This window comes from Kluyvera intermedia, from assembly GCF_034424175.1.
In the GTDB taxonomy this organism is placed as follows: Bacteria; Pseudomonadota; Gammaproteobacteria; order Enterobacterales; family Enterobacteriaceae; genus Kluyvera; species Kluyvera intermedia.
In genome coordinates this window covers 2,631,446-2,654,761 of the sequence record NZ_CP139986.1, presented here as the reverse complement: position 1 = coordinate 2,654,761, position 23,316 = coordinate 2,631,446, and the positions used below count along the sequence as shown (strand labels likewise).

Here is a 23,316-nt window from a genome sequence, read left to right as displayed (position 1 = left end):
CTATTTGTGCCTCAATAAAAGGACTGAGAATGAGAAAGCTGCGCGTATTCGAAGAAGCCTGGCCACTACACACGCCGTTTGTCATTGCACGTGGAAGCCGCAGTGAGGCCAAAGTGGTGGTGGTTGAGCTGGAGCAGGACGGGGTGAAAGGCATCGGTGAATGCACTCCTTATCCGCGTTATGGCGAAAGTATTGCCTCCGTCATGGCACAAATTATGGTGATTGGCGAACAGCTTGAGCATGGAGCAACGCGTGAACAACTGGCGAACTTGCTGCCCGCCGGTGCCGCGCGCAATGCGGTGGACTGCGCGTTGTGGAGTCTCGAGAGTGGATTAGTTAACGGTGACGTTGTCACACAATTAGGCGTCACGCTCCCGAAGAAAGTCATCACCGCGCAGACGGTGGTGATTGGTACACCGGAACAGATGGCCGCCAGCGCGAAAGCGCTGTTTGACAGCGGGGCGACGTTATTGAAGGTCAAACTGGATAACCATTTTATCAGCGAACGTATGGTTGCCATTCGCAAGGCCGCGCCAGATGCCACGCTGATTGTTGATGCTAACGAGTCGTGGCGAGGCGATGGTCTGGCGGCACGCTGCCAACTGCTGGCCGATCTCAATGTTGCCATGCTGGAGCAACCGCTTCCCGTGGGCGAAGATGAGGCGCTGGATAACTTCATTCATCCGCTGCCTATTTGCGCCGATGAAAGCTGCCATACCCGCGAAGACCTTGCGGTGCTACGGGGGCGTTACGAGATGGTCAATATCAAACTGGACAAAACGGGCGGATTAACGGAGGCGCTGGCGCTCGCCGCCGAGGCTAAAGCACAGGGTTTTGGCCTGATGCTGGGCTGTATGCTCTGTACATCCAGAGCCATTTCCGCCGCTTTGCCGCTGGCGCCACTGGTCAGGTTTGCCGACCTCGACGGCCCGACGTGGCTTGCCGCCGACGCGCAGCCTGCGCTACGTTTTAGCTGCGGAACGCTTCATTTGTGACCGGCAGGTTGCCAGTGCAGCAAATCGGTCATCGCGGCCAGATATTTCTCGCTGGCCTCGTCTGAAGAGACCGGTGGAAACTCGGCGGTGATGCAATGCAGACCAATATCATCGCACCAGCTGCCAAACGATCCCGGCGTTTCATAACCGACGCTGCTGACCAGCGGCAGGGCGAAGGCCGTGGATAACCACTGCCCCAGCTCGCTGCGACGAGCATCCTCAATACAGGCCAGCGGATCATGGAACGACACCACCCATGCCGGGTTAATTTGATGGATGAGCTGGCATAACCCGCGACTTTCCGGTTCGGAGCCTGGGCGGCTGCCGGTCGTCAGTACCACGTCGCGCTGTTGTGCAGCACTGTTCCAGCGATACACCGTTTCGCCAGCCTTCCAGTTAGCCGAGGGGAAGTTGCGGTTCAAATCAACGCCATTGGCATTTGCCCGCAGGCCAAGCTGACAGCCATCCGGATTCACCGCCAGAATGACGTGATGGCGACGGAGTTCAGGGGCCAGCGCACGCAGGGCGCAGGAGAGGGTGACGACGGACGAATTCTCATCCCCGTGGGTACCGGCAATAATCAGACCGCTCTGTGGGCTAGCCTCAGGCGCGGGAAACCAGATGAGTGGCGCGCCCAGAATGGAACGGCCGTAATGTTGTGTCCCCTGCGGGAACGCGCCGCGCTGGGCGCGAGGGCGGAGTGCAGACATGCGTCGATTCCTGATGCTAAACGGAGATACTGTGCAGTGTTGTGCAAAAATCGCCGCGAATCAAATAGTTTCCTGAGAAGTAATTGACGGCACAAATCAACTTTCTGTGATATGACATTTGCATTTATGGAAAGTGAAACAAATAATATTTTCATTAAGTTATCTGGGATTTTTACTTTTAAGGGGATGTCATGAAGTATCCTATCACCCTGGCCTGTAGCGCCGCGTTACTGTCAGGTCTGAGTTTTGCCGCTGCGGCGGCCGACGTTCCCGCCGGGACTGTATTGGCTAAACAGCAGGAGCTGGTGCGCCATATTAAAGATGAACCGGCTTCACTCGATCCTGCTAAAGCGGTGGGCCTGCCTGAAATTCAGGTGATCCGCGACCTGTTTGAAGGGTTAGTCAATCAGGATGCCAACGGCAATATCATTCCGGGTGTCGCGACTCGCTGGCAAACCAACGATCAGAAAATCTGGACTTTTACACTGCGTAATGATGCGAAATGGTCAGACGGCACGCCGGTGACCGCGCAGGATTTTGTCTACAGCTGGCAGCGGCTGGTTGACCCAAAAACAACGTCGCCTTTTGCCTGGTTTGCGGCACTGGCAGGTATGACGAATGCGCAAGACATCATCGACGGTAAAGCCCAGCCAGAGACTCTGGGGGTGACCGCAGTTGACGTGCACACGCTGCGCGTCCAGCTTGATAAACCGCTGCCGTGGTTTGTGAATTTGACGGCCAACTTCTCGCTGTTCCCGGTCAACAAAGCCAACGTTGACAGTGATAAAAACTGGACGCGTCCGGGGAAACTGGTGGGGAATGGCGCATACGTGTTGGTCGATCGTGTGGTTAACGAAAAACTGGTCGCTACGCCAAACAAGCATTATTGGGATAACGCTAAAACGATTATCCAGAAAGTGACCTTCGTGCCGATTAACCAGGAGTCAGCGGCGACCAAACGTTATCGCGCCGGTGATATCGATATCACCGAGTCGTTCCCGAAAAACCAGTACCAGAAGCTGCAAAAAGAGCTGCCGGGGCAGGTGTATACTCCCGCGCAGTTGGGCACTTACTATTACGCATTCAATACCCAGAAAGGGCCGACCGCCGATGCACGTGTGCGCCTGGCGCTCAGTATGACTATCGACCGTCGTATTATTGCAGAGAAGGTGCTGGGGACGGGTGAAAAACCGGCGTGGCGTTTAACGCCAGACGTGACGGCGGGTTTTAAGCCGCAACCGTCTGCGATGGAACAAAGCAGCCAGGCTGAGCTCAATGCGCAGGCGAAAACGCTGTTGCAGGCAGCAGGGTATGGCCCTGGTCGTCCTCTGAACCTGACGCTGTTGTACAACACGTCAGAAAACCATCAGAAAATTGCCATTGCGGTAGCGTCGATGTGGAAGAAAAATCTGGGCGTCGATGTGAAGCTGCAAAACCAGGAGTGGAAAACCTACATCGATAGCCGTAATACCGGTAATTTCGATGTGATCCGCGCCTCGTGGGTCGGTGATTACAACGAACCGTCAACCTTCCTGTCGCTGCTGACCTCAACCAATACCGGCAATATCTCACGCTTTAATGACCCGGCTTACGATAAAGTTATCCGTCAGGCTTCGCAGGAAAATACCGCTGCGGCACGTAATGCTGATTACAACGAAGCGGAAAAAATCCTCGCGGAGAAAGCCCCGATTGCGCCTATTTATCAGTATACCAACGGGCGCTTAATTAAGCCGTGGGTGAAAGGATATCCGATAACCAACCCGGAAGATGTGGCGTATACGCATACGATGTATTTGGTGAAACACTGATTTTTATCGGTAAATAATCTTACGCTGGCGTTAATTCATGCCAGCGTATTTATTTCATCAGGCACCAAACGCGCCGTCGATAGTGTGCATCGCTCCCGTCACAAACGAAGCCTCAGGCCCTGCCAGCCAGGCGACCATTCCCGCCACTTCTTCTGCTCGTCCATGACGTTTTATTGCCATAAAGCTGTGCATTAACTCTTTTAACGGGCCGTCTTCCGGATTGGCATCGGTGTCTATCGGACCAGGTTGAACCACATTCACCGTAATGCCCTGCGGGCCAAAATCACGCGCCAGCCCGCGTGCTAATCCCTGCAAGGCGGATTTACTTACGGCATAAGCCGCAAGCCCTGGTAATGGCATGCGGTCGCCGTTGACCGAACCGATGACAATAATCCGCCCACCGTCGCGCATTTTCCGCGCGGCTTCTACGGCAGCATGGTAGGGCGCGTGGATGTTAATGCGAAACAGCCGGTCTACGTCATCGGGATCTTGCTCTAGTGCATCACCAAACAAAATGATCCCTGCATTAACGACCAGAATATCCAGAGGGCCGCTATCGCTGACCAGCTTAATGACGGCATCCCGGTCAGCGCTGTCGGCATGGACAGCCTGACTTCCAGTCTCGGTGGCAATCTGCTCTGCCGCTTCACGTGACCCGGCATAGCTGAACACCACCGAAGCCCCTTCAGCAGTAAAACGTCTGACGATGGCTGCGCCAATACCGCGGCTGCCCCCTAAAACCAGTACGGATTTGTTATGAAACAGGGTCATAAGAATACTCCTGATAAGTGTGTCCTAAGACGACGCTGGGTTTCGGCAATTGACGCTGCCAGAAGGAGTATAGAAGACAAATTTAGCGTTATTTGGGCGCTAAACATGACGGGGCATCTCGTGTTAGTCCGGCGATGACACTTGCCAATAGAGTGGCGTACCAAACACCTCAAGGTAGTAATCAATCACTGCTCGTACATTCAGCGGAGGATGGCGCGCATTCGGGTAGATAGCGGATATTTGCTGGGCTTCGGCGTGTATCGCCACTTCATAGTCCGGGAGAATTTTCACCAACGTCCCACTCTTCAGGCAGTCGCCAATCAACCAATCCGGGAACAGCACCAGCCCCATATCGCTTAATGCGGCAGTCAGCAGCGCCTCCGCGTTGTTAGAAGTCATGCGGGCGGCAACGGGATAGTGCGTCCAGGGTTCTGCGCCTTGTTTTATCAACCAGCGGTTAGCGCCGGAAGAGCCTTTGTACACAAGGCATTGGTGCTGTGAAATATCGTCAGGCGTCTGCGGCATGGCGTGTTTCTGCAGATAGCCGGGTGAGGCCGCCAGATGATACTGCTGGAAACCCAGAGTACGGGCGTGAAGCCCTGAGTCGGAGAGAGCGGCAATGCGAAAGATAACATCAGCGGCTTCACGATGTGGGTCGATAAAATCATCGGTCAGGATCAGTTCCACGTGTAGCGCCGGGTAGCGTTCAATCAGACCGCTGAGCCATGGGGCAATGTGGCGTTGCCCAAAGAAGACGGGGGCGTTGATGCGCACCGTACCGGACGGAGTGGCTGCGCGGTTTTGCAGCACTTCTTTCGCGCGAGCTAGCTCATCAGCTACAGCCCTAACGTACTCAATCAACTGATGGGCGGCTTCTGTCGGGATAACCGAGCGGGTATTGCGATAGAACAACTGCTGTCCAACAGCCTCTTCAAACTGCTGCATGGTGCGAGAAATCATCGACGCGGAAACGCCATCTTTGCGCGCGACCCGCGAGAAACTCTGCGCGTCATAAACGGCGATAAAGAATAAAAGTGTACGGATATTGATGCTGCTGAGATCGAGCATTAATGCAGATCCTGAAAAAGTGTTTCCTCACTTATACCATTTTTAAGTTAGTCCGAATCACCTATCTTCCTCGTCAATTTATACGGGAGAGTGATTGATGCAATTTGTACTGATATTACTGACGATAGCCGGAGGAATGGGGCTGTCCGTGGAGGCGGGGATTTTGGGGCCGTTGGGCGGTGAAGTTGGTGACCTATGGGCGACCTTCAGCATTTTCGGCATAGGAACGATCTTGACCTTTTTACTGATGCTGTTCTTTAGCCCACGCAGTGCGCCGTCGTACTTCACGCAGCCAGGCTGGACGCTGCTTGGTGGCGTGCTAGGCCCCATCTATGTGGTGGTGTTAACCGTCGCCGCACCTATTATCGGCGTGGCGATGACCATGATTGGCGTCCTTGCAGGACAGGTTTTCAAAAGCCTGTTGATTGACCATTACGGTCTGTTTGGTACCCCACACCGTAAAATTAATGTCCGCCGCGTCTATGCGCTGGTTTTCATTTTGGCCGCGCTATTGCTGGTCGCAAAGGGATAAATGATGACGATATTGATGATCTTACTGGCCGTTATCGGTGGCGCAACGTTGAGCGTACAGGCCGCGATCAATGGCCGACTCGGGGGGCAAGTCGGGGTGCTGAAATGTGCCTTTTTAACTTTCTCGGTGGGGGCGATAGTCACCGCATTATTGATTATCTATTTTGAACCTAAACAGGCCATCACGTTACGGGATGTGCCCAAATGGCAGCTTTTAGGCGCCATGTTGGGTGTGCCGTATATTGTGATTATGGTTATCGCCGTGCAGCGAATTGGCACCGGTGTTGCCACCGTGGCGGTCATCTTCGGACAGCTTGCCATGAGTATGTTAATTGATCATTTTGGCTGGTTGCATAATGCCACCATCGCCTTCTCATTCACCCGTCTGGCGGCGGTGGCATGTCTGGGCATTGCACTCTACTTTATCTATTCAAGCAATAAAGCGGCGTAAGTCTGAAGCGGCGGTCAACATCTTGTTGACCGTCATTTTTAAGCCTGGCGCTTTTTCCCCGATGAGATATCCCGACGGATAGCCGCTGGCGCGTTGGGGTCGCCACTCAGTGGCAAATTACTGAGCATGATATCAATATCTTCTTCCGGCACCGGGTCAGAGAACCAGAACCCCTGTAGCGCATCGCAGCCAAGCCCGGAAAGGATCCGCTGTTGTTCGGAGGTTTCAACGCCTTCTGCCACTACGTCCATATTCATGGAATGCGCTATGTTGATGATGGTTGAGACGATTTTGATATTTTTGCTGTTCTCGCGCATATCTTTCATGAAGCTTTTATCAATTTTTAACTCTCTGGCAGGCAAATCCTGAAGCGCCAGCATATTCGAATACCCCACACCGAAATTATCAATCGACAAGGTAATGCCTATCCGACAAAAATCATCAAATATCTGTGCGCTGCGATCAAAACCATGCAGCGCGGTGGTTTCCGTTAGCTCGATAATTAAGCGGGTCGGTGACACGCGATGACGGACAAGCGCTTCACACACCAGTTCGTAAAAGTTTTGTTGCTCAAACTGCACGGGGGAAATATTAAGCGACAGCGTCCAGTCATCGTGTCCAGCAAGGCTCCATTTATGCAGTTGCTCACAGCCTTTTTCCAGAATCCAGTTACCGACTGGGGTAATTAGCCCGGTATTTTGCAGCGTCGGCAAAAACAAATCAGGTAGCAACACGCCTTTCTTAGGATGCCGCCAGCGCAGCAGTGCTTCAAATCCGTAAATACGTTTTTCTTTGACGTGATACTTAGGCTGATACCACAGTTCAAACTGCCCGCGCTCGAGTGCCTGAGTGAGGTCCTGGAGAAAATGCGCGCCTTGCCAGGTGCTGTCGAGCATTGATTCATGATAAAAAACCCAGCCGTTACGACCACTATGCTTGACGTGATACATGGCAGTATCCGCCGATAACTTTAGTTCTTGCGGCGTTTCGCCATGCTTTGGATAAAGGCTGATACCCACGCTCAGTGAAATTTGCAGTATCTGGCCGGAATGATAAAACGGGCGGCGAATGCTCTCGACCATACGGGTACAGATATCGGCAATTTCGGCTTCGCTACAGTCCGGTGCCAGCAGAATAAACTCATCTCCGCCGATACGCGCAAGCGTCATTTTTGCGGTCAGGCATGCGCTCATGCGATTGGCTACCGAAACCAGTAGATTATCGCCAACGTGATGCCCCCAGGCGTCATTCACCAGCTTAAAACGGTCAAGATCCATCAATACCAGCGCAAATGAAGTTCCCGCCAGTCGCGATTGGTGCAGGCAGGCGAGCAGTCGCATATCAATTTGGCTGCGGTTTGCCAGGCCAGTTAAACCATCAAAACGGGCCTGCTGTTCAAGTTGCTGGTTGAGCCGCTGCAGATTCTCCGTCAGGCGAGTGGTGCGAACCTGGGAGTCGACCATCGAGATCATCAGCATCAGTCCGAGCAGTAGCAGTGTGGTCACCGAGACCCAAATAGACAAGCCTTCTTCACTGATCATCGCCGCGTGGTGAACCATCGCGTGGCCATGACCGTTAAATGTCGCGGCGCTCATGCCGGTGTAGTGCATCGCGGCAATCGCCACACCCATCGCCAGCGCTGCGCCGATGCGCGTCAGCAGGACGCCCTTGCTGTTTAGTCGCAGGCTGAATGCCAGCCACAGGGCAACCCATGATGCGACAATAGCAATCACCACTGATGCGATAATTAACGGGATGCTCCACGTAATTTCATCGTGTGCCATCAACGCCGCCATTCCCACGTAGTGCATTGTCACCACGCCGCTACTTAAGAGGGCGGTAGCAAGACACAGACGTTTTAGCGAAAGCGTATTCCCAGAAACGGCAATATTAATCGCCAGTGATGAAGCAAAGATTGCCGCCAGCAACGAAATAAGGGTAAGTTCAAGGTGATAGCTCATCGGCATCGACATTTTCATCGCCAGCATGCCGATAAAATGCATTGACCAAATACCAATACCCAGGGTGGCGCCGCCTGTTATTCGCCAGAATAGTGCCGCTTTTTTATTTGATGCAGCAATTTTTGCCGCACTATCCAGTGCGACAAAAGACGCGATAAAAGCGACCAGAAATGAAATACCGACGAGTATCGGGTCCCACGAGGCGTGCAGCATCATGCAATCCATACCTTTTCATAAAGAGATTCTCATTAATCTATCAGTATAATCCGAATTTAAGCCAGATAAATAATGGCATAAATCTATTCTTTTTAACGGATTAAAAATCTGGCTTCCTTTATTTAGCCATGCTTAATCAAGATGAAATACGGGTAAACAAAGAGAGGCGAAGGTTTATGTTATTCTTGCAATCCATGTGGTTAAGTTGCTTTTATGGATTTGTCATCATAAATTTGGTTTAGGTTGAGATAAGTGTCTGAAGAAAGTTAAACTGGCGCAGCTAACGGTTAAAGTATTGAAAATCGTTAAAATGGTCTGGAAAATACAACTTCTGGTGATATAACAAAAATACACACCAGGAATTGGGAAAGAGTTATGTTTAAAAACATTAGCGTCCGAACGTTTATCCTGATATTTACTTTATCGGTCTTCGTTATAGCAGATGTGATCTGCTTAATATTATCAAAGAATATATTCTTGCATTTGGCGATTAATATTGTATGGGTTGCTTCGTTAGCATTGCTGTGGCTGTATATGACTAAATATCTGGTGACGCCAATCAATGCGGTTAAACGCAGTATTGATGAGGTTAACGACGGTAACCTGGCGGTACGAATTCCCATTTTCGGTGATAACTGTGCGGGGCGCTTAATTCCAGGGATCAACAGTTTATCCAATAATATTTCAACACTGGTGGCGGAAATTCGTTCGTCATCGGATACGGCAATGACGCTATCGGAGCAGCTTGCGAATCGTAGCGCAGAATTGTCGGTGAAAACCGAGCAGCAATCGGCAACGTTAATGCAAACGGCGGCCAGTATGGAACAGATTGCGGCAAGTACAAAAAATAACGCCGATCATACCCGTCTGGCGAGCGAACGAGCCGGCGAAGCAACGCAGTGCGCGCGCAAAGGTGGGGCGTTAATGGGCGACGTTGCTACTAATATGCAATCCATTACCGACTGCGCCCGGCAGATGACGGAAATTATCGCCATGATCGATGGTATTGCCTTCCAGACCAATATTCTGGCGCTGAATGCGGCAGTAGAGGCGGCGAGGGCGGGCGATCACGGTAAAGGATTCTCGGTGGTGGCAGGCGAAGTGCGTAATCTGGCCCATCGCAGTGCGGAAGCGGCGAAGAGTATTAAAAGCCTTATCAACGTCACCAGTGAAAACGTGACGCAGGGAGCTAATATTGTCGCTGAGGCTGAAAAAAATATGCAGGAGATTGTGACCGGCTCCGGTGAGCTTAATAGCCTGATGGGGCAGATTGCGGTATCGACGTCCGAGCAGGAAAAAGGCATCGACCAGATTACGATGGCACTGGCGGAGCTGGAAACCGTGACGCAAAGCAATATCGGTGTGGTGGAGGAGCTGGCGGGTTCCTCCGATATTCTTAAACGTCAGGTGATTGAACTGCAGTCACGGACGCAAAGCTTCCGTATCGGCAACGAGACGCGCCATCCTGGCGAACCGTCCGCCGCCCAGCCGTTACAGCCTTCCATAGCCGGAGCCAATGACCGGCATTTCTGGCAATCCTTCTGACAGTCTATCCCACATCGCCCGGCATATTTGCCGGGCTTTTTTTTGAAAAAAATCTGCCAAAGTTTCAGGCTTCATCATGCTGCGACATGTGTTTTTACGAATAATTTCAGCGCGATGGCACCGCCGCTGGTTGCTTAACATAAGCAGATGGCTAGACTATCAGGATAAATAGTTATCACCGGAGGCGATGTGGAAGCCATAAAGGGATCAGATCTTAACGTGCCGGACGCTGTATTTGCGTGGCTGCTGGATGGGCAGGGCGGCGTAAAGCCGTTAACCGATACTGCGATTGTCAGCAAAGAGAACCCATGCTGGCTGCACCTGAATTACACTCATCCTGATAGCGCGCAGTGGCTGGCTAACACCCCTTTGTTACCCGCTATAGTTCGTGAAGCGCTGGCTGGGGAAAGCGTTCGTCCTCGCGTAACGCGTTTAGGCGAAGGGACGCTGATTACGCTGCGCTGTATCAACGGCAGTACCGATGAGCGCCCCGATCAATTAGTGGCAATGCGCTTGTATATTGATGAACGCATTATTGTTTCAACCCGGCAGCGTAAAGTGCTGGCGTTGGATGATGTGATTAGCGATCTGCAAGAGGGGAGCGGCCCAACCGACTGTGGCTCCTGGCTGGTGGATGTGTGTGATGCGCTCACCGATCACGCGAGCGAATTTATCGAACAGTTACACGATAAGATCATCGATCTGGAAGATAATCTGATGGAGCAGGAAGTGCCGCCGCGCGGTTTTCTGGCGCTGCTGCGTAAACAGTTAATTGTGATGCGCCGTTATATGGCGCCGCAGCGCGATGTTTATGCACGACTGTCCAGTGAACGTCTTTCGTGGATGACCGACGATCAGCGTCGGCGGATGCAGGATATTGCAGAGCGTCTGGGACGTGGGCTGGATGAGATTGACGGTTGTATTGCGCGTACCGCTGTTATGAGCGATGAAATTGCTCAGATGCTGCAAGAGAATCTATCCCGGCGAACCTATAACATGTCGCTGATGGCAATGGTATTTTTGCCGAGCACATTCCTGACCGGTTTGTTTGGCGTGAACCTCGGCGGAATTCCAGGCGGTGGCTGGCACATGGGCTTCTCCCTCTTCTGTATTATGCTGGTATTACTCATTGGTGGTGTTACGTGGTGGTTACACCGCAGTAAATGGTTGTAAAAAATCACCTTTTTATGACCGCTTAAGCCTGAAATCGAGGTTTAATTTGAGCGAGGTCAATAAACCAGCAGCTTAATAGAGGCAATATCATTCCCGCAGGTGAATGCAACGTCAAGCGATGGGCGTTGCGCTCCATATTGTCTTACTTCCTTTTTTTGAATTACTGCATAGCACAATTGATTCGTACGACGCCGGCTTAATAGAGTCGGCTTTTTTTTTGCCTGTTTTCCGCTACCCTTACACCTCCTATCGATTATTATGTCGCATCAGCCTGCGAGATCTGCGAGGATACGCGCCTGCTGAACGTCAGCCCCTAATTCGCGAGAAAATATTGTGACCGCTTTTGCCACCCTCAATGCACTGCCAGCCGCCCAGCTAGACAACCTGAACGACCTTGGCTATCTCTCCATGACCCCGGTTCAGGCGGCTGCGCTACCCGCGATCCTTGCTGGCAAGGACGTGCGTGTGCAGGCAAAAACCGGCAGCGGTAAAACGGCTGCGTTTGGTCTTGGCCTGCTACAACACGTCGATGCCAGCCTGTTCCAGACCCAGTCGCTGGTGCTGTGCCCGACGCGTGAACTGGCCGACCAGGTTGCGGGGGAGATCCGCCGTCTGGCGCGTTTTCTGCCAAACATTAAAGTTCTGACGCTTTGCGGCGGCCAGCCGTTTGGCGCGCAGCGTGACTCTTTGCAGCATGCGCCGCACATTATTGTCGCCACGCCAGGCCGTCTGCTTGACCATTTACAGAAAGGCACCGTGTCACTGGAAGCATTGCAAACGCTGGTGATGGATGAAGCGGACCGCATGCTGGATATGGGCTTTAGTGATGCCATTAACGAAGTTATTCGCTTCGCACCGGCATCACGTCAGACGCTACTGTTTTCCGCTACCTGGCCGGAGGCGATTGCGGCAATCAGCGGACGCGTGCAGCGCGAACCGGAAACCATTGAGATCGACTCTGTTGATGCACTGCCTGCGGTTGAGCAACAGTTTTTCGATGTTCCACGTCACGGGAAAATCGCCTTGCTGCAACAGCTGCTGAGTCAGCATCAGCCAGCATCATGCGTCGTCTTCTGCAACACTAAAAAAGATTGCCAGGCCGTGTATGAAGAGCTGAATGCCGCAGGGCAAAGCACCATTGCGCTGCACGGCGATCTTGAGCAGCGCGACCGTGACCAGACGCTGGTGCGTTTTGCCAACGGCAGTGCACGCATCCTGGTGGCAACCGATGTGGCCGCGCGTGGTCTGGATATTAAATCGCTGGCGATGGTCGTGAACTACGAACTCGCATGGGATCCGGAAGTCCACGTACACCGTATTGGTCGTACTGCTCGTGCGGGTAACAGCGGTCTGGCGGTCAGCTTCTGCGCACCGGAAGAGGCACAGCGTGCCAATATCCTCGCTGAAATGCTGAATATTAAGCTGAACTGGATGCCAGAACCGGCAAAAGCGCGCATCGTGCCGCTGGAGCCTGAAATGGCGACCTTGTGCATTGACGGTGGTAAAAAAGCCAAAATGCGCGCTGGCGATGTGTTGGGTGCATTAACCGGCGATATGGGATTGGCGGGGGCTGATATCGGTAAGATTGATGTCCATCCGGCGCACGTATACGTCGCTGTACGTGCAGGCGTGGCTCACCAGGCGTTTAAACTGTTACAGAAAGGCAAGATTAAAGGCAAGGCGTGTCGTGCGCGTTTGCTGAAATAATCCTGTAAAATGCGTCTCAGGCGGGTGCCTGAGACGCGATAACATTTACTTCACTTCAACGACATTCAGACGCAGTTCATCTAACTGACCGTCTTCTTCTTCAGGCTGCCAGCCTACAGGCTGTAACGGCAACTCTTCCCGGTCAAACGCCAGATCGCCACCGTCAACCACTTCAGAATCGTGCGTCAGCGCTTTGAAATCAAACAGACTGGTATCGCTCAGGTGCGATGGCACCACATTCTGCATGGCGCTGAACATGGTTTCGATACGACCCGGATAACGTTTGTCCCAGTCGCGCAGCATGTCGCCAATAACCTGACGCTGAAGGTTCGGCTGTGAACCGCACAGGTTGCATGGAATAATCGGGTATTCTTTGGCCTGTGCAAAACGCTCGATGTCTTTTTCGCGGCAGTAGGCCAGCGGGCGGATAACGATGTGTTTACCGTCGTCACTCATCAGCTTCGGTGGCATGCCTTTCATCTTGCCGCCGTAGAACATGTTGAGGAAAAGGGTCTGCAAAATGTCATCGCGATGATGACCAAGCGCAATTTTGGTCGCGCCCAGTTCCGTCGCCGTGCGGTAAAGAATGCCACGACGCAGACGTGAGCACAGTGAGCAGGTGGTTTTGCCTTCCGGGATCTTCTCTTTCACGATGCCGTAAGTGTTTTCTTCGACAATTTTGTACTCGACACCCAGTTTTTCCAGATACTCCGGCAGAATATGCTCAGGGAATCCTGGTTGCTTCTGATCGAGGTTAACGGCGACCAGACTAAAACTGATGGGCGCGCTCTGCTGCAAATTACGCAGGATCTCAAGCATGGTGTAGCTATCTTTACCACCGGACAGGCAAACCATAATGCGATCGCCATCTTCAATCATATTGAAGTCAGCAATGGCCGAGCCCACGTTGCGACGCAGACGCTTCTGTAATTTATTCAGGTTGTATTGTTCTTTTTTGTTAGCTTCTTGATTTTGTTGCATTTAATAGTTACTCAAAAATCGAAATGGAAAATTCAGGCCGAATACAGCGTCTTTCGTCCATTTGATTTGCGATAAAGACCTGTCTCGCGCTGGTCAACAAGAGCCAACCCGCGAATGTGTGGCGTGTATGGTACGGATTACGGCGACGAATGCCAGAAAGTTTTGTGGCAAAAAGGGGTAACCCTGTCACTCTTTATCGTGGAGATAGCCTAAAGCCCGCATTTTGCTAATTTTACCCCTTCATATTCATTGTTCCGATGCATACGTGGTCGCATAATAACGCCCAACCTCCGCAGGTGCGGGGTTAAGCGCCAGCTTTTTCTGGTGATGAAGGATACACAATGGAAAGGCGTCACTTTCTAAAAGGTGCTGCGGCACTCTCTACGCTTGGTCTGGTTAGCCCGGTCTTTGCGAAAACAGAAGCAAAAGCGCAGCCTGCGGTTTCGTCTTCGGGGAAATACCGCCGTTTTGTGATGACGCAAACCTATAGCCTGAAAGCGCCAGAGGGTTCTTCCGGCAAGGTGAATTTGTGGATCCCCATCCCGGAAGAGACAGCCTTCCAGCAACTGTTGGCGCTTTCATTTAGCGGGAATTACCAGACTGCGGCGCTTAACGCCAATAATCGCTACGGTGCAAAAGTTCTGTTTGTCACCTGGCCCGCATCCAGCGGCCCGCTCGAGATTAAGGTTGAGATGGAAATCGAAACCCGCGATTGGGAAGTGCTGAAGGATAATCGCCTGGCCGACTGGCAACTGCCGGTCGATGGTGTGGTGATCCCAGATGAGATCAAACCGTTCCTGCATGCCACCCCGCATATTCCCGTTGACGGCCTGGTAAAAGAGACCGCGCTGAAAATTATCGGGAGTGAAAAAGCACCGCTAAAACAAGCTCGCTTGATTCATGATTGGGTCAGTACCCATATGCATCGCGATGATGCGGTGATTGGCTGCGGTACTGGTGATGTCGGCGAAATCCTCAAAACCGGCAAACTTGGCGGTAAATGCACCGACATTAACTCCGTATTCGTGGCGCTGTGCCGCGCGGTGGGTATTCCGGCGCGTGAAATGTTCGGCATTCGTTTAGGGGCCAGCCGTAAGCTTGATAGCTACTCCAAAAAAGCGTTCGGTAGCGCCGATGCGCAGGGCGTGGCGAAAGTCAGTGGTGGTCAACACTGCCGCGCCATGTTCTGGCTGGCCGGTTTTGGCTGGATGCCAGCCGATCCGGCTGATGTGACGAAAATGCGTCTGACCGAGAAGAAAGAAAACGGCGATCCGGCGGTGACGGCGGTGAACGATTACCTGTTCGGTAACTGGGAAATGAACTGGGTTGGTTTTAACCACGGTCGCGACTTTGCGCTGTCGCCGGCAGCTGAGCAGGGCGATATCAATAATCTCGGCTATCCATACGCTGAAGTCGACGGCGATCCGCTGAATTTCTACGATCCTGCTGCATTTAGCTACGATTATGTCAGCATCGAACAGCATTAAGGGCGGATTACTGACGTTGCTGGCGGCGGTCATTGCCGCTGGCGCATCAACCCTGTGTTGCATTGGGCCGCTACTGTATCTGCTTTTTGGCATCTCTGCGGCAGGGCTGGTCGGTATTCCCGGCGCGACCTGGCTACAGATCCCGATGGTGATTGTGGCTATAGGGCTGATGGCACGCGGTTTCTGGCGGCTACATTTATCGGCTAAACCGGTGTGCGTAAACGTGGTCAGCCGTCGGGTGCTGGTGTGGCTGTACTGGTTGGCGGTGCCGCTGGTAGTGGCATTAATTACCTATCCGTATGTTCTGCCGTGGATTTGGGAGTGGATGGAATGAAAAAGGCCGTAATTCTGGCATTAATGATGGTAACGCCGTTTGGCTGGGCGGCCGATAAGCTGGTAACCATTGATGTTGGCGAGATGAATTGCCCGCTATGCGTGATTTCGATTAACCAGGCTCTACGGACTACCGATGGCGTAATTAAGGCGAAAGCGTCTTTAAAAACACGTCAGGCGCAGGTCGTGGTGCCGGAGAATTTTGATAATCAGCAGCTACTGGCGGCGATTGCCAAAACCGGGTTTAAAGGCGAGATCCACGGAGAAAGCGTGGTGCAGTGATGTTTGGGCTGTGCAGTAAAAAGAAACCCGCCGTCGCCAGCGGGTTTTTTATCGGATTAGAACTGGTAAACCAGACCCATCGCAACAACGTTATCAGTGTTGATACCGTTGTCAGCGTAGAAGTTTCCGTTATCGTTATCGTTCAGCAGGTTGATTTTGTAATCAACGTAGGTGGACATGTTTTTGTTGAAATAATAGGTTGCGCCCAGATCTAAGTATTTAACCAGATCTTTATCAGTGGTTCCGCCATTAACCAGATCCAAGTCTTTACCTTTAGACTGCAGATAAGAAATGGCTGGACGCAGGCCAAAATCAAATTGGTACTGAGCAGTAACTTCAAAGTTCTGCGTCTTGTTTGCAATACCGCCACCATTGAGGCTGGTAGAGCTACCATATGGGGTCATATTACGAGTTTCAGCATACATAGCGGCCAGATAGACGTTATTAGCATCGTACTTCAGGCCTGTTGTCCATGCGTCAGCTTTGTCGCCATTAGCATTTTGGCGGTTAATGTCGTAAGCATTGATCTGATCATTAGTACGATCAGAAGATGCATACGCTGCAGCAAAGCTTACGCCCATACCTAAATCGTATGAAGTAGAGATGCCGAAACCATCACCATTCGCGTTACGTACGCTACGGTCGCCATTGTTAGTACCTTCACCGCTGCCTGGGTTTTCATTCTTACCCTGATACTGCAGAGCAAAGTTCAGACCATCCACAAGCCCGAAGAAATCATTGTTACGGTAGGTTGCAACACCATTAGCACGACCGGTCATGTAGTTGTCAGCTTTGGTATAGGAGTCACCACCGAATTCTGGCAACATGTCAGTCCAGCCTTCTACGTCGTATAGTACGCCATAGTTACGACCGTAATCGAATGAACCGTAATCACCAACTTTGATACCTGCAAAGCCCAGACGAGTCCAGGCAGTACTTGCATCTGTGTTTTCGGTATCATTAGCTTGAACGTTATATTCCCACTGACCATAACCAGTCAGCATATCGTTAATTTGAGTCTCACCTTTGAAACCAAAGCGGACATAGCTTTGATCACCATCACTGTTGGAATCGCTGGAGAAATAATGCAGACCATCTACCTTGCCGTAGAGATCTAATTTGTTGCCGTCTTTATTATAAATTTCTGCGGCATGAGCTGCGCCTGCTGCGAGCAGAGCAGGAATTACGAGGGCCAGTACTTTTCTGTTCATTGAAATCATTCCTTTAGAATTTTTATATTCGCGCACTTCCACATGAAGGAAGTGAGTTAATGCTAAAGGAGAGTTATGACAGATGGTAAATAACATTTGTTACGATATAAGTAAAATCTCAAGTAGATAATTCTATTGAAATCATGATGGATTTCATGAATATATCACCAACGAAATATACAAAATAAAAATTATACAATTAAAAACGGCTGACGTACTCTACGGCAGTTATATGCCTTTTTGTCACACATTGAATTCATGTTGTCGTGTGTCATTTATTTCATTCGTCATTTATAAAATGACAAGCCCGAATAAATATTCGGGCTTTTTTTATGCTTAATAAATAACTTTAACGGGTTACTCCTGCGGCGTCGCTTTCTCCGCCTTACCTGCAAGCTGCGCTAAGAAATCGTAGCGTTTTTGCAGATCTACTGCCGCGTCCTTCCACAGCTGCTCGGCCACTTCAGGCTGCTGGCTGTTCAGGCGACGGAAGCGCTGTTCGTTCATCAGTGTCTCAGCAAGCGCATCTGATGGTGGACGGGAGTCCAGCGCCAGTGGGATTTTCCCTTCATCAGCACGACGAGGATCAAAGCGGAACAGCGGCCAGAAACCGGTAGCGGTTAACTGACGCATCTGATCGTGGCTCAGCGCCAGATCGTAACCGTGCTCTTCACATGGACTGTAAGCGATAATCAGCGACGGCCCCGGATAAGACTCTGCTTCCTGAATGGCTTTCACCGTCTGATTAAGCTGCGCTCCCAGTGAAATCTGGGCGACATAAACGTGACCGTACATCATCATGCTTACGCCCAGGTCTTTACGCGCCTTGCGCTTGCCATGCTCGCCAAATTTGGTGACCGCACCCAGCGGGGTGGCTTTTGAAGCTTGTCCGCCGGTGTTGGAGTAGCACTGGGTATCAAGCACCAGAATATTGACGTTCTCGGTCAAGCTCATCACGTGATCCAGCCCACCAAAGCCAATATCGTATGCCCAGCCGTCGCCGCCAATCAGCCAGATGGATTTATCGACCAGCGCATCCGCATCGGTCAACAGTTCTTCTGCACCTTCAACGCCAGCCAGCGCCGTCCGAAGTGCGGCAACTTGTTCACGACGGACTTCCGGCGTCGCCTCACTATGCAGCGCGTCGTTAAGCTCAGCGGGAATGTTATCGGTGAAACTCTCCAGCAAGCGCATCACGCGCTGACGGTGTTGATCGACCGTTAAACGGAAGCCCAGACCAAACTCGGCGTTATCTTCAAACAGCGAGTTGGCCCATGCCGGGCCACGACCGTTGATGTCGGTGGTGTACGGCGTGGAAGGCAGGTTACCGCCGTAAATAGATGAACAGCCGGTGGCGTTAGCAATTAACATACGGTCGCCGTATAGCTGGGTCAGCAGTTTGATATACGGCGTTTCACCGCAGCCGGAGCAGGCGCCGGAGTATTCAAACAGCGGGGTGATAAGCTGCGAGGTACGAATATCAATGCGCTCAAGTTTGCTGCGGTCGATTTCCGGTAGGTCGAGGAAGAAGTCGTAGTTCACTTTTTCTTCTTCAACGTGGTCGAGGCGCGACATCATATTGATGGCCTTGATTTCCGGGTTCTGACGGTCTTTCGCCGGGCAAACCTCTACGCATAGGTTACAGCCGGTGCAGTCTTCCGGAGCCACCTGCAGCACGTATTTCTGACCGCGCATATCGCGCGATTTCACGTCCAGCGAATGCAGGGAATCAGGTGCGCTCTCCATGGCCTCTGGTGAAACAACTTTCGCGCGAATAGCTGAGTGAGGGCAGGCGGCGACGCAGTGGTTACACTGGGTACACAACTCTTCCTTCCAGATAGGGATCTCTTCGGCGATATTGCGTTTTTCCCAGCGGGTGGTGCCGACCGGCCAGGTCCCGTCAGGTGGCAACGCGGAAACCGGCAGAGCGTCGCCAAGCCCTGCGAGCATCGCGGCCGTGACGGTTTTGACAAAGTCTGGCGCCGCATCGGAGACCACGGGCGGACGATTCGGGCTGCTGGCATTAACCTGCTGCAACGGTACCTCAGCCAGTGATTCACGAGCCAGCGCCAGGGCCTGCCAGTTACGCTCAACCAGATCCTGCCCTTTGCTGCTGTAGCTTTTGGCGATGGCGTTTTGCAGTTCCATCAGCGCGCTATCACCCGGCAGAATCTGCGTCAGATGGAAGAATGCCATCTGCATAACGGTGTTGATACGCGCCGCCAGGCCGCATTCGCGGGCAATTTTAGCGGCGTTGATAACATAAAAACGCGCTTTTTTCTGGTTCAGCACCGCCTGAACTTCTTGTGGCAGGCGTGCCCACACTTCATCGGCGCTGTAAGGCGTATTGAGCAAGAAAATACCGCCGGGCTTCAAGCGCTCGGCCATCTGGTATTTATCAATAAACTGCAACTGGTGACAGCCCACGAAATCCGCCTGTGCCACCAGATACGCGGATCGAATCGGGTTATCGCTCACGCGCAGGTGCGATACCGTCAGGCCACCGGCCTTTTTGGAGTCATAAACGAAGTAACCCTGCGCAAACCATGGGGTCGAATTACCGATAATCTTGATGTTGTTCTTGGTCGCTGACACGCTGCCATCGCTGCCCAAGCCGTAGAACAGCGCTTCCAGGCGCGCAGTTGACGGTAAGGTATTTTCCGGCAGCGGCAAGGAGAGGTTAGTCACATCATCATAAATCCCGACGGTGAAGCGGGATTTTGGCTTCGCTGACGATAGCTCATTGAAAATCGCCAGCACGCAGTCCGGGCCAAATTCTTTCGACGAGAGGCCGTAACGGCCACCAATGACCCGTGGCAGCGTTTTCCGCAGTCCCTGGTTAAAGGCTTCGGCGAGCGCGGTCATCACATCAAGATACAACGGTTCAGCCAAAGCGCCCGGTTCCTTGGTGCGGTCGAGAACCGCCACGCTACGTACGCTGTCTGGTAGCGCTTGCAGCAGATGTTCGGCGGAAAACGGACGATAGAGACGCACTTTTAGCACGCCGACTTTTTCACCCTGGCTTAGCAGTTCATCGACCACTTCCTCGCAGGTGCCGATGGCGGAACCCATAATCACGATAACGCGTTCAGCCTGTGGATGACCGTAGTATTCGAACGGTTTGTAGTGACGGCCCGTCGCATCGGCAAAATCATTCATGGCCTGCTCAACATGGTCGTAGACCGCGTTGTACCATGGGTTTGTCGCTTCGCGAGACTGGAAGTAGGTGTCCGGGTTCGCCGAAGTACCGCGAATAATCGGGTGTTCAGGATTTAGCGCCCGGGCGCGGTGGGCGGCAATTTCATCGTGCGGCAACAGGCTACGAATGGTGTCATCAGACATCGGCACGATTTTATTAATCTCGTGCGAAGTGCGGAAACCATCGAAGAAATGAATAAAAGGCACCCGGCTTTTGAGCGTTGCAATATGGGAAATCAGCGCGAAGTCCTGTGCTTCCTGCACGCTCCCGGCGCACAACATGGCGCAGCCGGTCTGGCGAATCGCCATCACGTCGGAATGATCGCCAAAGATGGAGAGGGCGTGGGTGGCAACCGTACGCGCGGCGACGTGCAGAACAAATGGCGTCAACTCACCGGCCAGTTTGTACAGCGTCGGGATCATCAGCAGCAGACCCTGCGATGAGGTGAACGAGGTCGATAGCGCGCCGGTTTGCAATGCGCCATGCACGGTGGCAATGGCACCGGCCTCTGACTGCATCTCGACGACGCGTGGCACGTCACCCCACACGTTTTTTAGCCCGTTACCCGACCAGGCATCAGCCTGTTCCGCCATGGTAGAGCTTGGCGTAATCGGATAAATGGCGATGACTTCGCTGGTGCGAAATGCAACCGAGGCGACCGCACCATTACCGTCAATTGTGATCATTGATTGACACCTTACATTGCGCAAAAAATAGAGGTTTACGGATTGCCGCAAACCGGGAATCTGTTCTTCTGGTATGACTGAAGTCTAGCAAACCCCACGCTGAATCATTTTTGCTTTTGTGTCCTTCACCGGGCTTCACATCAATGTGATGGATAATTCGGCCAACAAAATTGCCAGAAAATGTTTCTACAGTGCATAAATGCGCGTTTGGTCTCTCGACGTACCGCGCCGTGATGCCTATGATGCTTAGGTTTGTTCTTATTTTTGCGATTGGGAGAGAAGAGATGCGAGCTGCGTTTTTAGTTGGGTGTGCGGCGTTGTTATTGTCTGCGTGCAGCAGTGAACCTGTTCAGCAGGCCACCGCGGCACACGTTACGCCGGGAATGAGAGCGGCAATGTCGAGTTCAGGCGACGCGAATTGCGCCATGATTGGCGGTACGCTCTCTGCTGCACGCCAGCTCGATGGCTCCAGCATCGGCATGTGCGCGCTGCCTAATGGCAAGCGATGCAGCGAGCAATCTCTTGCGGTCGGCAGCTGCGGAAGCTACTAACGGTTAGTGCACCAGATCGGCAAGCTTGTAGCTGAGCGTCTGATCGGCGGTGGCAAGTGTCAGCTGTGATTCGGTTAAATCAATCTGAGCGCCCTGACGTAACATGGTGGTCAGCGTTCTATCCAGTTCGTTGAGCTTGGCGTAGGTACACAGCTTGCGGGTCATCGCCAGATCCGTTGCGGTCAGCTCACCATTGGCGAGAGTCGCAGTACCGGAAAAACCATTACACATGGTGCCGGAGATATAAATTTTGTTCAGCAACTGCTTTTCACCAAAGCTGAGTTCCAGCGGTGTGCCATTGCCTTTCACCGGTTGACCGTTAACGCTTTCCAGGACAAAGCGATGATGCTGTAGCTGATCGCCGCCGGTAAACACTTTGCTGTTGTAAACGCAGCCGGAAATGAGCGTGGCTGCTGCCAGGAGGAATAAGGTTTTCTTCATGTGCAGGAATTCTTATATTTGGATTAATAATGTCGAAGTGTAACTGTACTGTGAATGCTGTCTGTGGGGGTTATCTGAAAATGCTCCCCGGCGGGTGCCAGGGAGCGGGTTAATTAAGCGATGGCGTTTGGACAATCGCTATTCGTGTCAATCTGACGCAGGTTTTCCAGCGTCGTTTCAGAAATGCTGGTTAAGGCTTCCGCGGTCAAAAATGCCTGATGGCCGGTAAACAGCACGTTATGGCAGGCGGAAAGGCGGCGGAACACATCATCCTGAATCACGTCATTAGACTTATCTTCAAAGAACAAATCGCGCTCGTTCTCATACACGTCCATCCCCAGCGCGCCAATTTTCTGCGTTTTCAACGCTTCTATTGCGGCCTGAGAATCAATTAACGCACCGCGACTGGTGTTGACGATCATCACACCATTTTTCATCTTCTCAAACGCACTGGTGTTAAGTAGATGGTAGTTCTCCGCGGTGAGCGGGCAGTGCAGAGAGATAACATCAGACTCGGCAAACAGCGTTGGCAGGTCGACGTACTCCACGCCCAGCTCCAGCGCTGCGGCACTTGGATACGGGTCAAAGGCTAACAGACGCATGCCAAAACCTTTCAGAATCCGCAGCGCGGCAATACCGATTTTGCCGGTACCAATCACGCCAGCCGTTTTACCGTACATGGTAAAGCCGGTCAGCCCTTCAAGCGAGAAGTTGGCGTCACGGGTGCGCTGATAAGCACGATGAATTCGGCGGTTCAGGGTCATCATCATACCAATGGCATGTTCTGCGACCGCTTCCGGAGAATAGGCCGGAACGCGTACTACGCGCAGGCCGAGCTCTTTTGCCGCGTCAAGGTCAACGTTGTTAAAGCCCGCACAGCGCAGCGCGATGTACTTCACGCCGTTATTTTTCAACTCTTCAAGGACCGGACGGCTACCGTCGTCGTTGACGAAAATACAGACCGCTTCACAACCATGTGCGGTTTTGGCGGTTTTTTCCGTCAGCAGAAAATCGAAAAACTCAAGTTCAAAGCCATATGCCTGATTCACACTTTGCAGATACTTTTTGTCGTACTGCTTGGTGCTGTAGACGGCGATTTTCATAAGCTTTACTCCAGTGATTTTAGAGTCAAACTAGCATAATTCAAATTATCATACAAAATGTAAAAATGTTTTGAATGCTAAGTTTATGTAAAGAAACTATTACCAG

General features: G+C 52.2%; 20 protein-coding genes and 1 pseudogene. 11 read left to right on the top strand and 10 right to left on the bottom strand.

Translation table 11 applies throughout. The features are described 5' to 3' along the window. The first annotated feature begins 29 nt into the window (after positions 1 to 29). Positions 30 to 995, top strand: coding sequence for an L-Ala-D/L-Glu epimerase (gene ycjG, locus U0026_RS12845; protein ID WP_062777663.1), 966 nt, complete (start codon positions 30 to 32; stop codon positions 993 to 995). On the opposite strand, the gene mpaA is transcribed toward ycjG, so the two are convergent. Further along, a complete protein-coding gene (gene mpaA / locus U0026_RS12840) occupies positions 986 to 1,705 on the bottom strand; it encodes a murein tripeptide amidase MpaA (RefSeq protein WP_062777661.1) in 720 nt (239 codons plus the stop codon). The genes ycjG and mpaA overlap by 10 nt on opposite strands. Before the next feature lie 191 nt (positions 1,706 to 1,896). Between mpaA and U0026_RS12835 the strand changes: the two genes are divergently transcribed. After that, positions 1,897 to 3,513 (top strand): peptide ABC transporter substrate-binding protein, encoded by a 1,617-nt coding sequence (locus tag U0026_RS12835; protein WP_062777660.1) that lies wholly within the window; start codon positions 1,897 to 1,899, stop codon positions 3,511 to 3,513. A gap of 57 nt (positions 3,514 to 3,570) precedes the next feature. On the opposite strand, the gene bdcA is transcribed toward U0026_RS12835, so the two are convergent. Beyond that, a complete protein-coding gene (bdcA, locus tag U0026_RS12830; protein ID WP_062777658.1) occupies positions 3,571 to 4,284 on the bottom strand; it encodes an SDR family oxidoreductase in 714 nt (237 codons plus the stop codon). A 123-nt stretch (positions 4,285 to 4,407) separates the two neighbouring features. Beyond that, positions 4,408 to 5,352 (bottom strand): LysR family transcriptional regulator, encoded by a 945-nt coding sequence (locus tag U0026_RS12825; protein ID WP_062777656.1) that lies wholly within the window; start codon positions 5,350 to 5,352, stop codon positions 4,408 to 4,410. 97 nt (positions 5,353 to 5,449) lie between these two features. On the opposite strand from U0026_RS12825, the gene U0026_RS12820 reads away from it, so the two are divergent. Both U0026_RS12820 and U0026_RS12815 read left to right on the top strand, forming a co-directional pair. After that, the gene (locus U0026_RS12820; RefSeq protein WP_062777654.1) at positions 5,450 to 5,884 is read left to right on the top strand and encodes a DMT family transporter; all 435 of its coding nucleotides are present in this window, start codon (positions 5,450 to 5,452) and stop codon (positions 5,882 to 5,884) included. A 3-nt stretch (positions 5,885 to 5,887) separates the two neighbouring features. Beyond that, the gene (locus U0026_RS12815; RefSeq protein WP_062777730.1) at positions 5,888 to 6,334 is read left to right on the top strand and encodes a DMT family transporter; all 447 of its coding nucleotides are present in this window, start codon (positions 5,888 to 5,890) and stop codon (positions 6,332 to 6,334) included. A gap of 38 nt (positions 6,335 to 6,372) precedes the next feature. On the opposite strand, the gene U0026_RS12810 is transcribed toward U0026_RS12815, so the two are convergent. Further along, positions 6,373 to 8,511 (bottom strand): putative bifunctional diguanylate cyclase/phosphodiesterase, encoded by a 2,139-nt coding sequence (locus U0026_RS12810; protein ID WP_241974001.1) that lies wholly within the window; start codon positions 8,509 to 8,511, stop codon positions 6,373 to 6,375. A 375-nt stretch (positions 8,512 to 8,886) separates the two neighbouring features. Here U0026_RS12810 and U0026_RS12805 point away from each other — a divergent pair, with 375 nt between their 5' ends. The 3 genes from U0026_RS12805 (at position 8,887) to dbpA (ending at position 12,936) form a co-directional block, all read left to right on the top strand. Further along, positions 8,887 to 10,056 carry a methyl-accepting chemotaxis protein gene (locus tag U0026_RS12805; protein WP_062777650.1) on the top strand — a complete coding sequence of 390 codons (1,170 nt, stop codon included), beginning with the start codon at positions 8,887 to 8,889 and terminating at the stop codon, positions 10,054 to 10,056. A gap of 189 nt (positions 10,057 to 10,245) precedes the next feature. Next, positions 10,246 to 11,229 (top strand): zinc transporter ZntB, encoded by a 984-nt coding sequence (zntB, locus tag U0026_RS12800; protein WP_062777648.1) that lies wholly within the window; start codon positions 10,246 to 10,248, stop codon positions 11,227 to 11,229. 333 nt (positions 11,230 to 11,562) lie between these two features. Beyond that, positions 11,563 to 12,936, top strand: a complete 1,374-nt coding sequence (gene dbpA / locus U0026_RS12795; protein WP_062777646.1) for an ATP-dependent RNA helicase DbpA — start codon at positions 11,563 to 11,565, stop codon at positions 12,934 to 12,936. Between the two features lie 45 nt (positions 12,937 to 12,981). Here dbpA and ttcA read toward each other — a convergent pair whose 3' ends face one another. Beyond that, complete coding sequence (gene ttcA / locus U0026_RS12790; RefSeq protein ID WP_062777644.1) at positions 12,982 to 13,917, bottom strand: tRNA 2-thiocytidine(32) synthetase TtcA; 936 nt, start codon at positions 13,915 to 13,917, stop codon at positions 12,982 to 12,984. 58 nt (positions 13,918 to 13,975) lie between these two features. Next, positions 13,976 to 14,086: pseudogene (locus U0026_RS12785) on the bottom strand (site-specific integrase); the annotation flags it as partial. A 172-nt stretch (positions 14,087 to 14,258) separates the two neighbouring features. On the opposite strand from U0026_RS12785, the gene U0026_RS12780 reads away from it, so the two are divergent. Genes U0026_RS12780 through U0026_RS12770 form a run of 3 tightly spaced genes read left to right on the top strand, consistent with a single transcriptional unit; the run spans position 14,259 to position 16,019 of the window. Then, positions 14,259 to 15,404 carry a transglutaminase-like domain-containing protein gene (locus U0026_RS12780; RefSeq protein WP_062777640.1) on the top strand — a complete coding sequence of 382 codons (1,146 nt, stop codon included), beginning with the start codon at positions 14,259 to 14,261 and terminating at the stop codon, positions 15,402 to 15,404. Then, entirely contained in the window at positions 15,382 to 15,738 is a 357-nt protein-coding gene (locus tag U0026_RS12775) for a hypothetical protein (RefSeq protein WP_126440756.1), read from the top strand. Before U0026_RS12780 ends, U0026_RS12775 begins: the two co-directional genes overlap by 23 nt. Then, positions 15,735 to 16,019, top strand: a complete 285-nt coding sequence (locus tag U0026_RS12770; RefSeq protein ID WP_062777638.1) for a heavy-metal-associated domain-containing protein — start codon at positions 15,735 to 15,737, stop codon at positions 16,017 to 16,019. Before U0026_RS12775 ends, U0026_RS12770 begins: the two co-directional genes overlap by 4 nt. A gap of 56 nt (positions 16,020 to 16,075) precedes the next feature. On the opposite strand, the gene ompC is transcribed toward U0026_RS12770, so the two are convergent. After that, entirely contained in the window at positions 16,076 to 17,230 is a 1,155-nt protein-coding gene (ompC, locus tag U0026_RS12765) for a porin OmpC (RefSeq protein ID WP_062777636.1), read from the bottom strand. 357 nt (positions 17,231 to 17,587) lie between these two features. Beyond that, complete coding sequence (gene nifJ / locus U0026_RS12760) at positions 17,588 to 21,115, bottom strand: pyruvate:ferredoxin (flavodoxin) oxidoreductase (protein WP_062777634.1); 3,528 nt, start codon at positions 21,113 to 21,115, stop codon at positions 17,588 to 17,590. A gap of 284 nt (positions 21,116 to 21,399) precedes the next feature. Between nifJ and U0026_RS12755 the strand changes: the two genes are divergently transcribed. Beyond that, a complete protein-coding gene (locus U0026_RS12755) occupies positions 21,400 to 21,666 on the top strand; it encodes a putative hemolysin (RefSeq protein WP_061279594.1) in 267 nt (88 codons plus the stop codon). A gap of 3 nt (positions 21,667 to 21,669) precedes the next feature. On the opposite strand, the gene hslJ is transcribed toward U0026_RS12755, so the two are convergent. Together hslJ and U0026_RS12745 are read right to left on the bottom strand one after the other, a co-directional pair. Then, the gene (gene hslJ, locus U0026_RS12750; RefSeq protein ID WP_062777632.1) at positions 21,670 to 22,107 is read right to left on the bottom strand and encodes a heat shock protein HslJ; all 438 of its coding nucleotides are present in this window, start codon (positions 22,105 to 22,107) and stop codon (positions 21,670 to 21,672) included. 113 nt (positions 22,108 to 22,220) lie between these two features. Then, positions 22,221 to 23,210 (bottom strand): 2-hydroxyacid dehydrogenase, encoded by a 990-nt coding sequence (locus U0026_RS12745; RefSeq protein ID WP_062777630.1) that lies wholly within the window; start codon positions 23,208 to 23,210, stop codon positions 22,221 to 22,223. Positions 23,211 to 23,316 lie beyond the last annotated feature (106 nt).

Coding starts and splice junctions, on each gene's coding strand:
- ycjG (WP_062777663.1), top strand. CDS start 30: ATGAGAAAGCTGCGCGTATTCGAAGAAGCCTGGCCACTACACACGCCG.
- mpaA (WP_062777661.1), bottom strand. CDS start 1,705: ATGTCTGCACTCCGCCCTCGCGCCCAGCGCGGCGCGTTCCCGCAGGGG.
- U0026_RS12835 (WP_062777660.1), top strand. CDS start 1,897: ATGAAGTATCCTATCACCCTGGCCTGTAGCGCCGCGTTACTGTCAGGT.
- bdcA (WP_062777658.1), bottom strand. CDS start 4,284: ATGACCCTGTTTCATAACAAATCCGTACTGGTTTTAGGGGGCAGCCGC.
- U0026_RS12825 (WP_062777656.1), bottom strand. CDS start 5,352: ATGCTCGATCTCAGCAGCATCAATATCCGTACACTTTTATTCTTTATC.
- U0026_RS12820 (WP_062777654.1), top strand. CDS start 5,450: ATGCAATTTGTACTGATATTACTGACGATAGCCGGAGGAATGGGGCTG.
- U0026_RS12815 (WP_062777730.1), top strand. CDS start 5,888: ATGACGATATTGATGATCTTACTGGCCGTTATCGGTGGCGCAACGTTG.
- U0026_RS12810 (WP_241974001.1), bottom strand. CDS start 8,511: ATGATGCTGCACGCCTCGTGGGACCCGATACTCGTCGGTATTTCATTT.
- U0026_RS12805 (WP_062777650.1), top strand. CDS start 8,887: ATGTTTAAAAACATTAGCGTCCGAACGTTTATCCTGATATTTACTTTA.
- ttcA (WP_062777644.1), bottom strand. CDS start 13,917: ATGCAACAAAATCAAGAAGCTAACAAAAAAGAACAATACAACCTGAAT.
- U0026_RS12780 (WP_062777640.1), top strand. CDS start 14,259: ATGGAAAGGCGTCACTTTCTAAAAGGTGCTGCGGCACTCTCTACGCTT.
- U0026_RS12775 (WP_126440756.1), top strand. CDS start 15,382: ATGTCAGCATCGAACAGCATTAAGGGCGGATTACTGACGTTGCTGGCG.
- U0026_RS12770 (WP_062777638.1), top strand. CDS start 15,735: ATGAAAAAGGCCGTAATTCTGGCATTAATGATGGTAACGCCGTTTGGC.
- ompC (WP_062777636.1), bottom strand. CDS start 17,230: ATGAACAGAAAAGTACTGGCCCTCGTAATTCCTGCTCTGCTCGCAGCA.
- nifJ (WP_062777634.1), bottom strand. CDS start 21,115: ATGATCACAATTGACGGTAATGGTGCGGTCGCCTCGGTTGCATTTCGC.
- U0026_RS12755 (WP_061279594.1), top strand. CDS start 21,400: ATGCGAGCTGCGTTTTTAGTTGGGTGTGCGGCGTTGTTATTGTCTGCG.
- hslJ (WP_062777632.1), bottom strand. CDS start 22,107: ATGAAGAAAACCTTATTCCTCCTGGCAGCAGCCACGCTCATTTCCGGC.
- U0026_RS12745 (WP_062777630.1), bottom strand. CDS start 23,210: ATGAAAATCGCCGTCTACAGCACCAAGCAGTACGACAAAAAGTATCTG.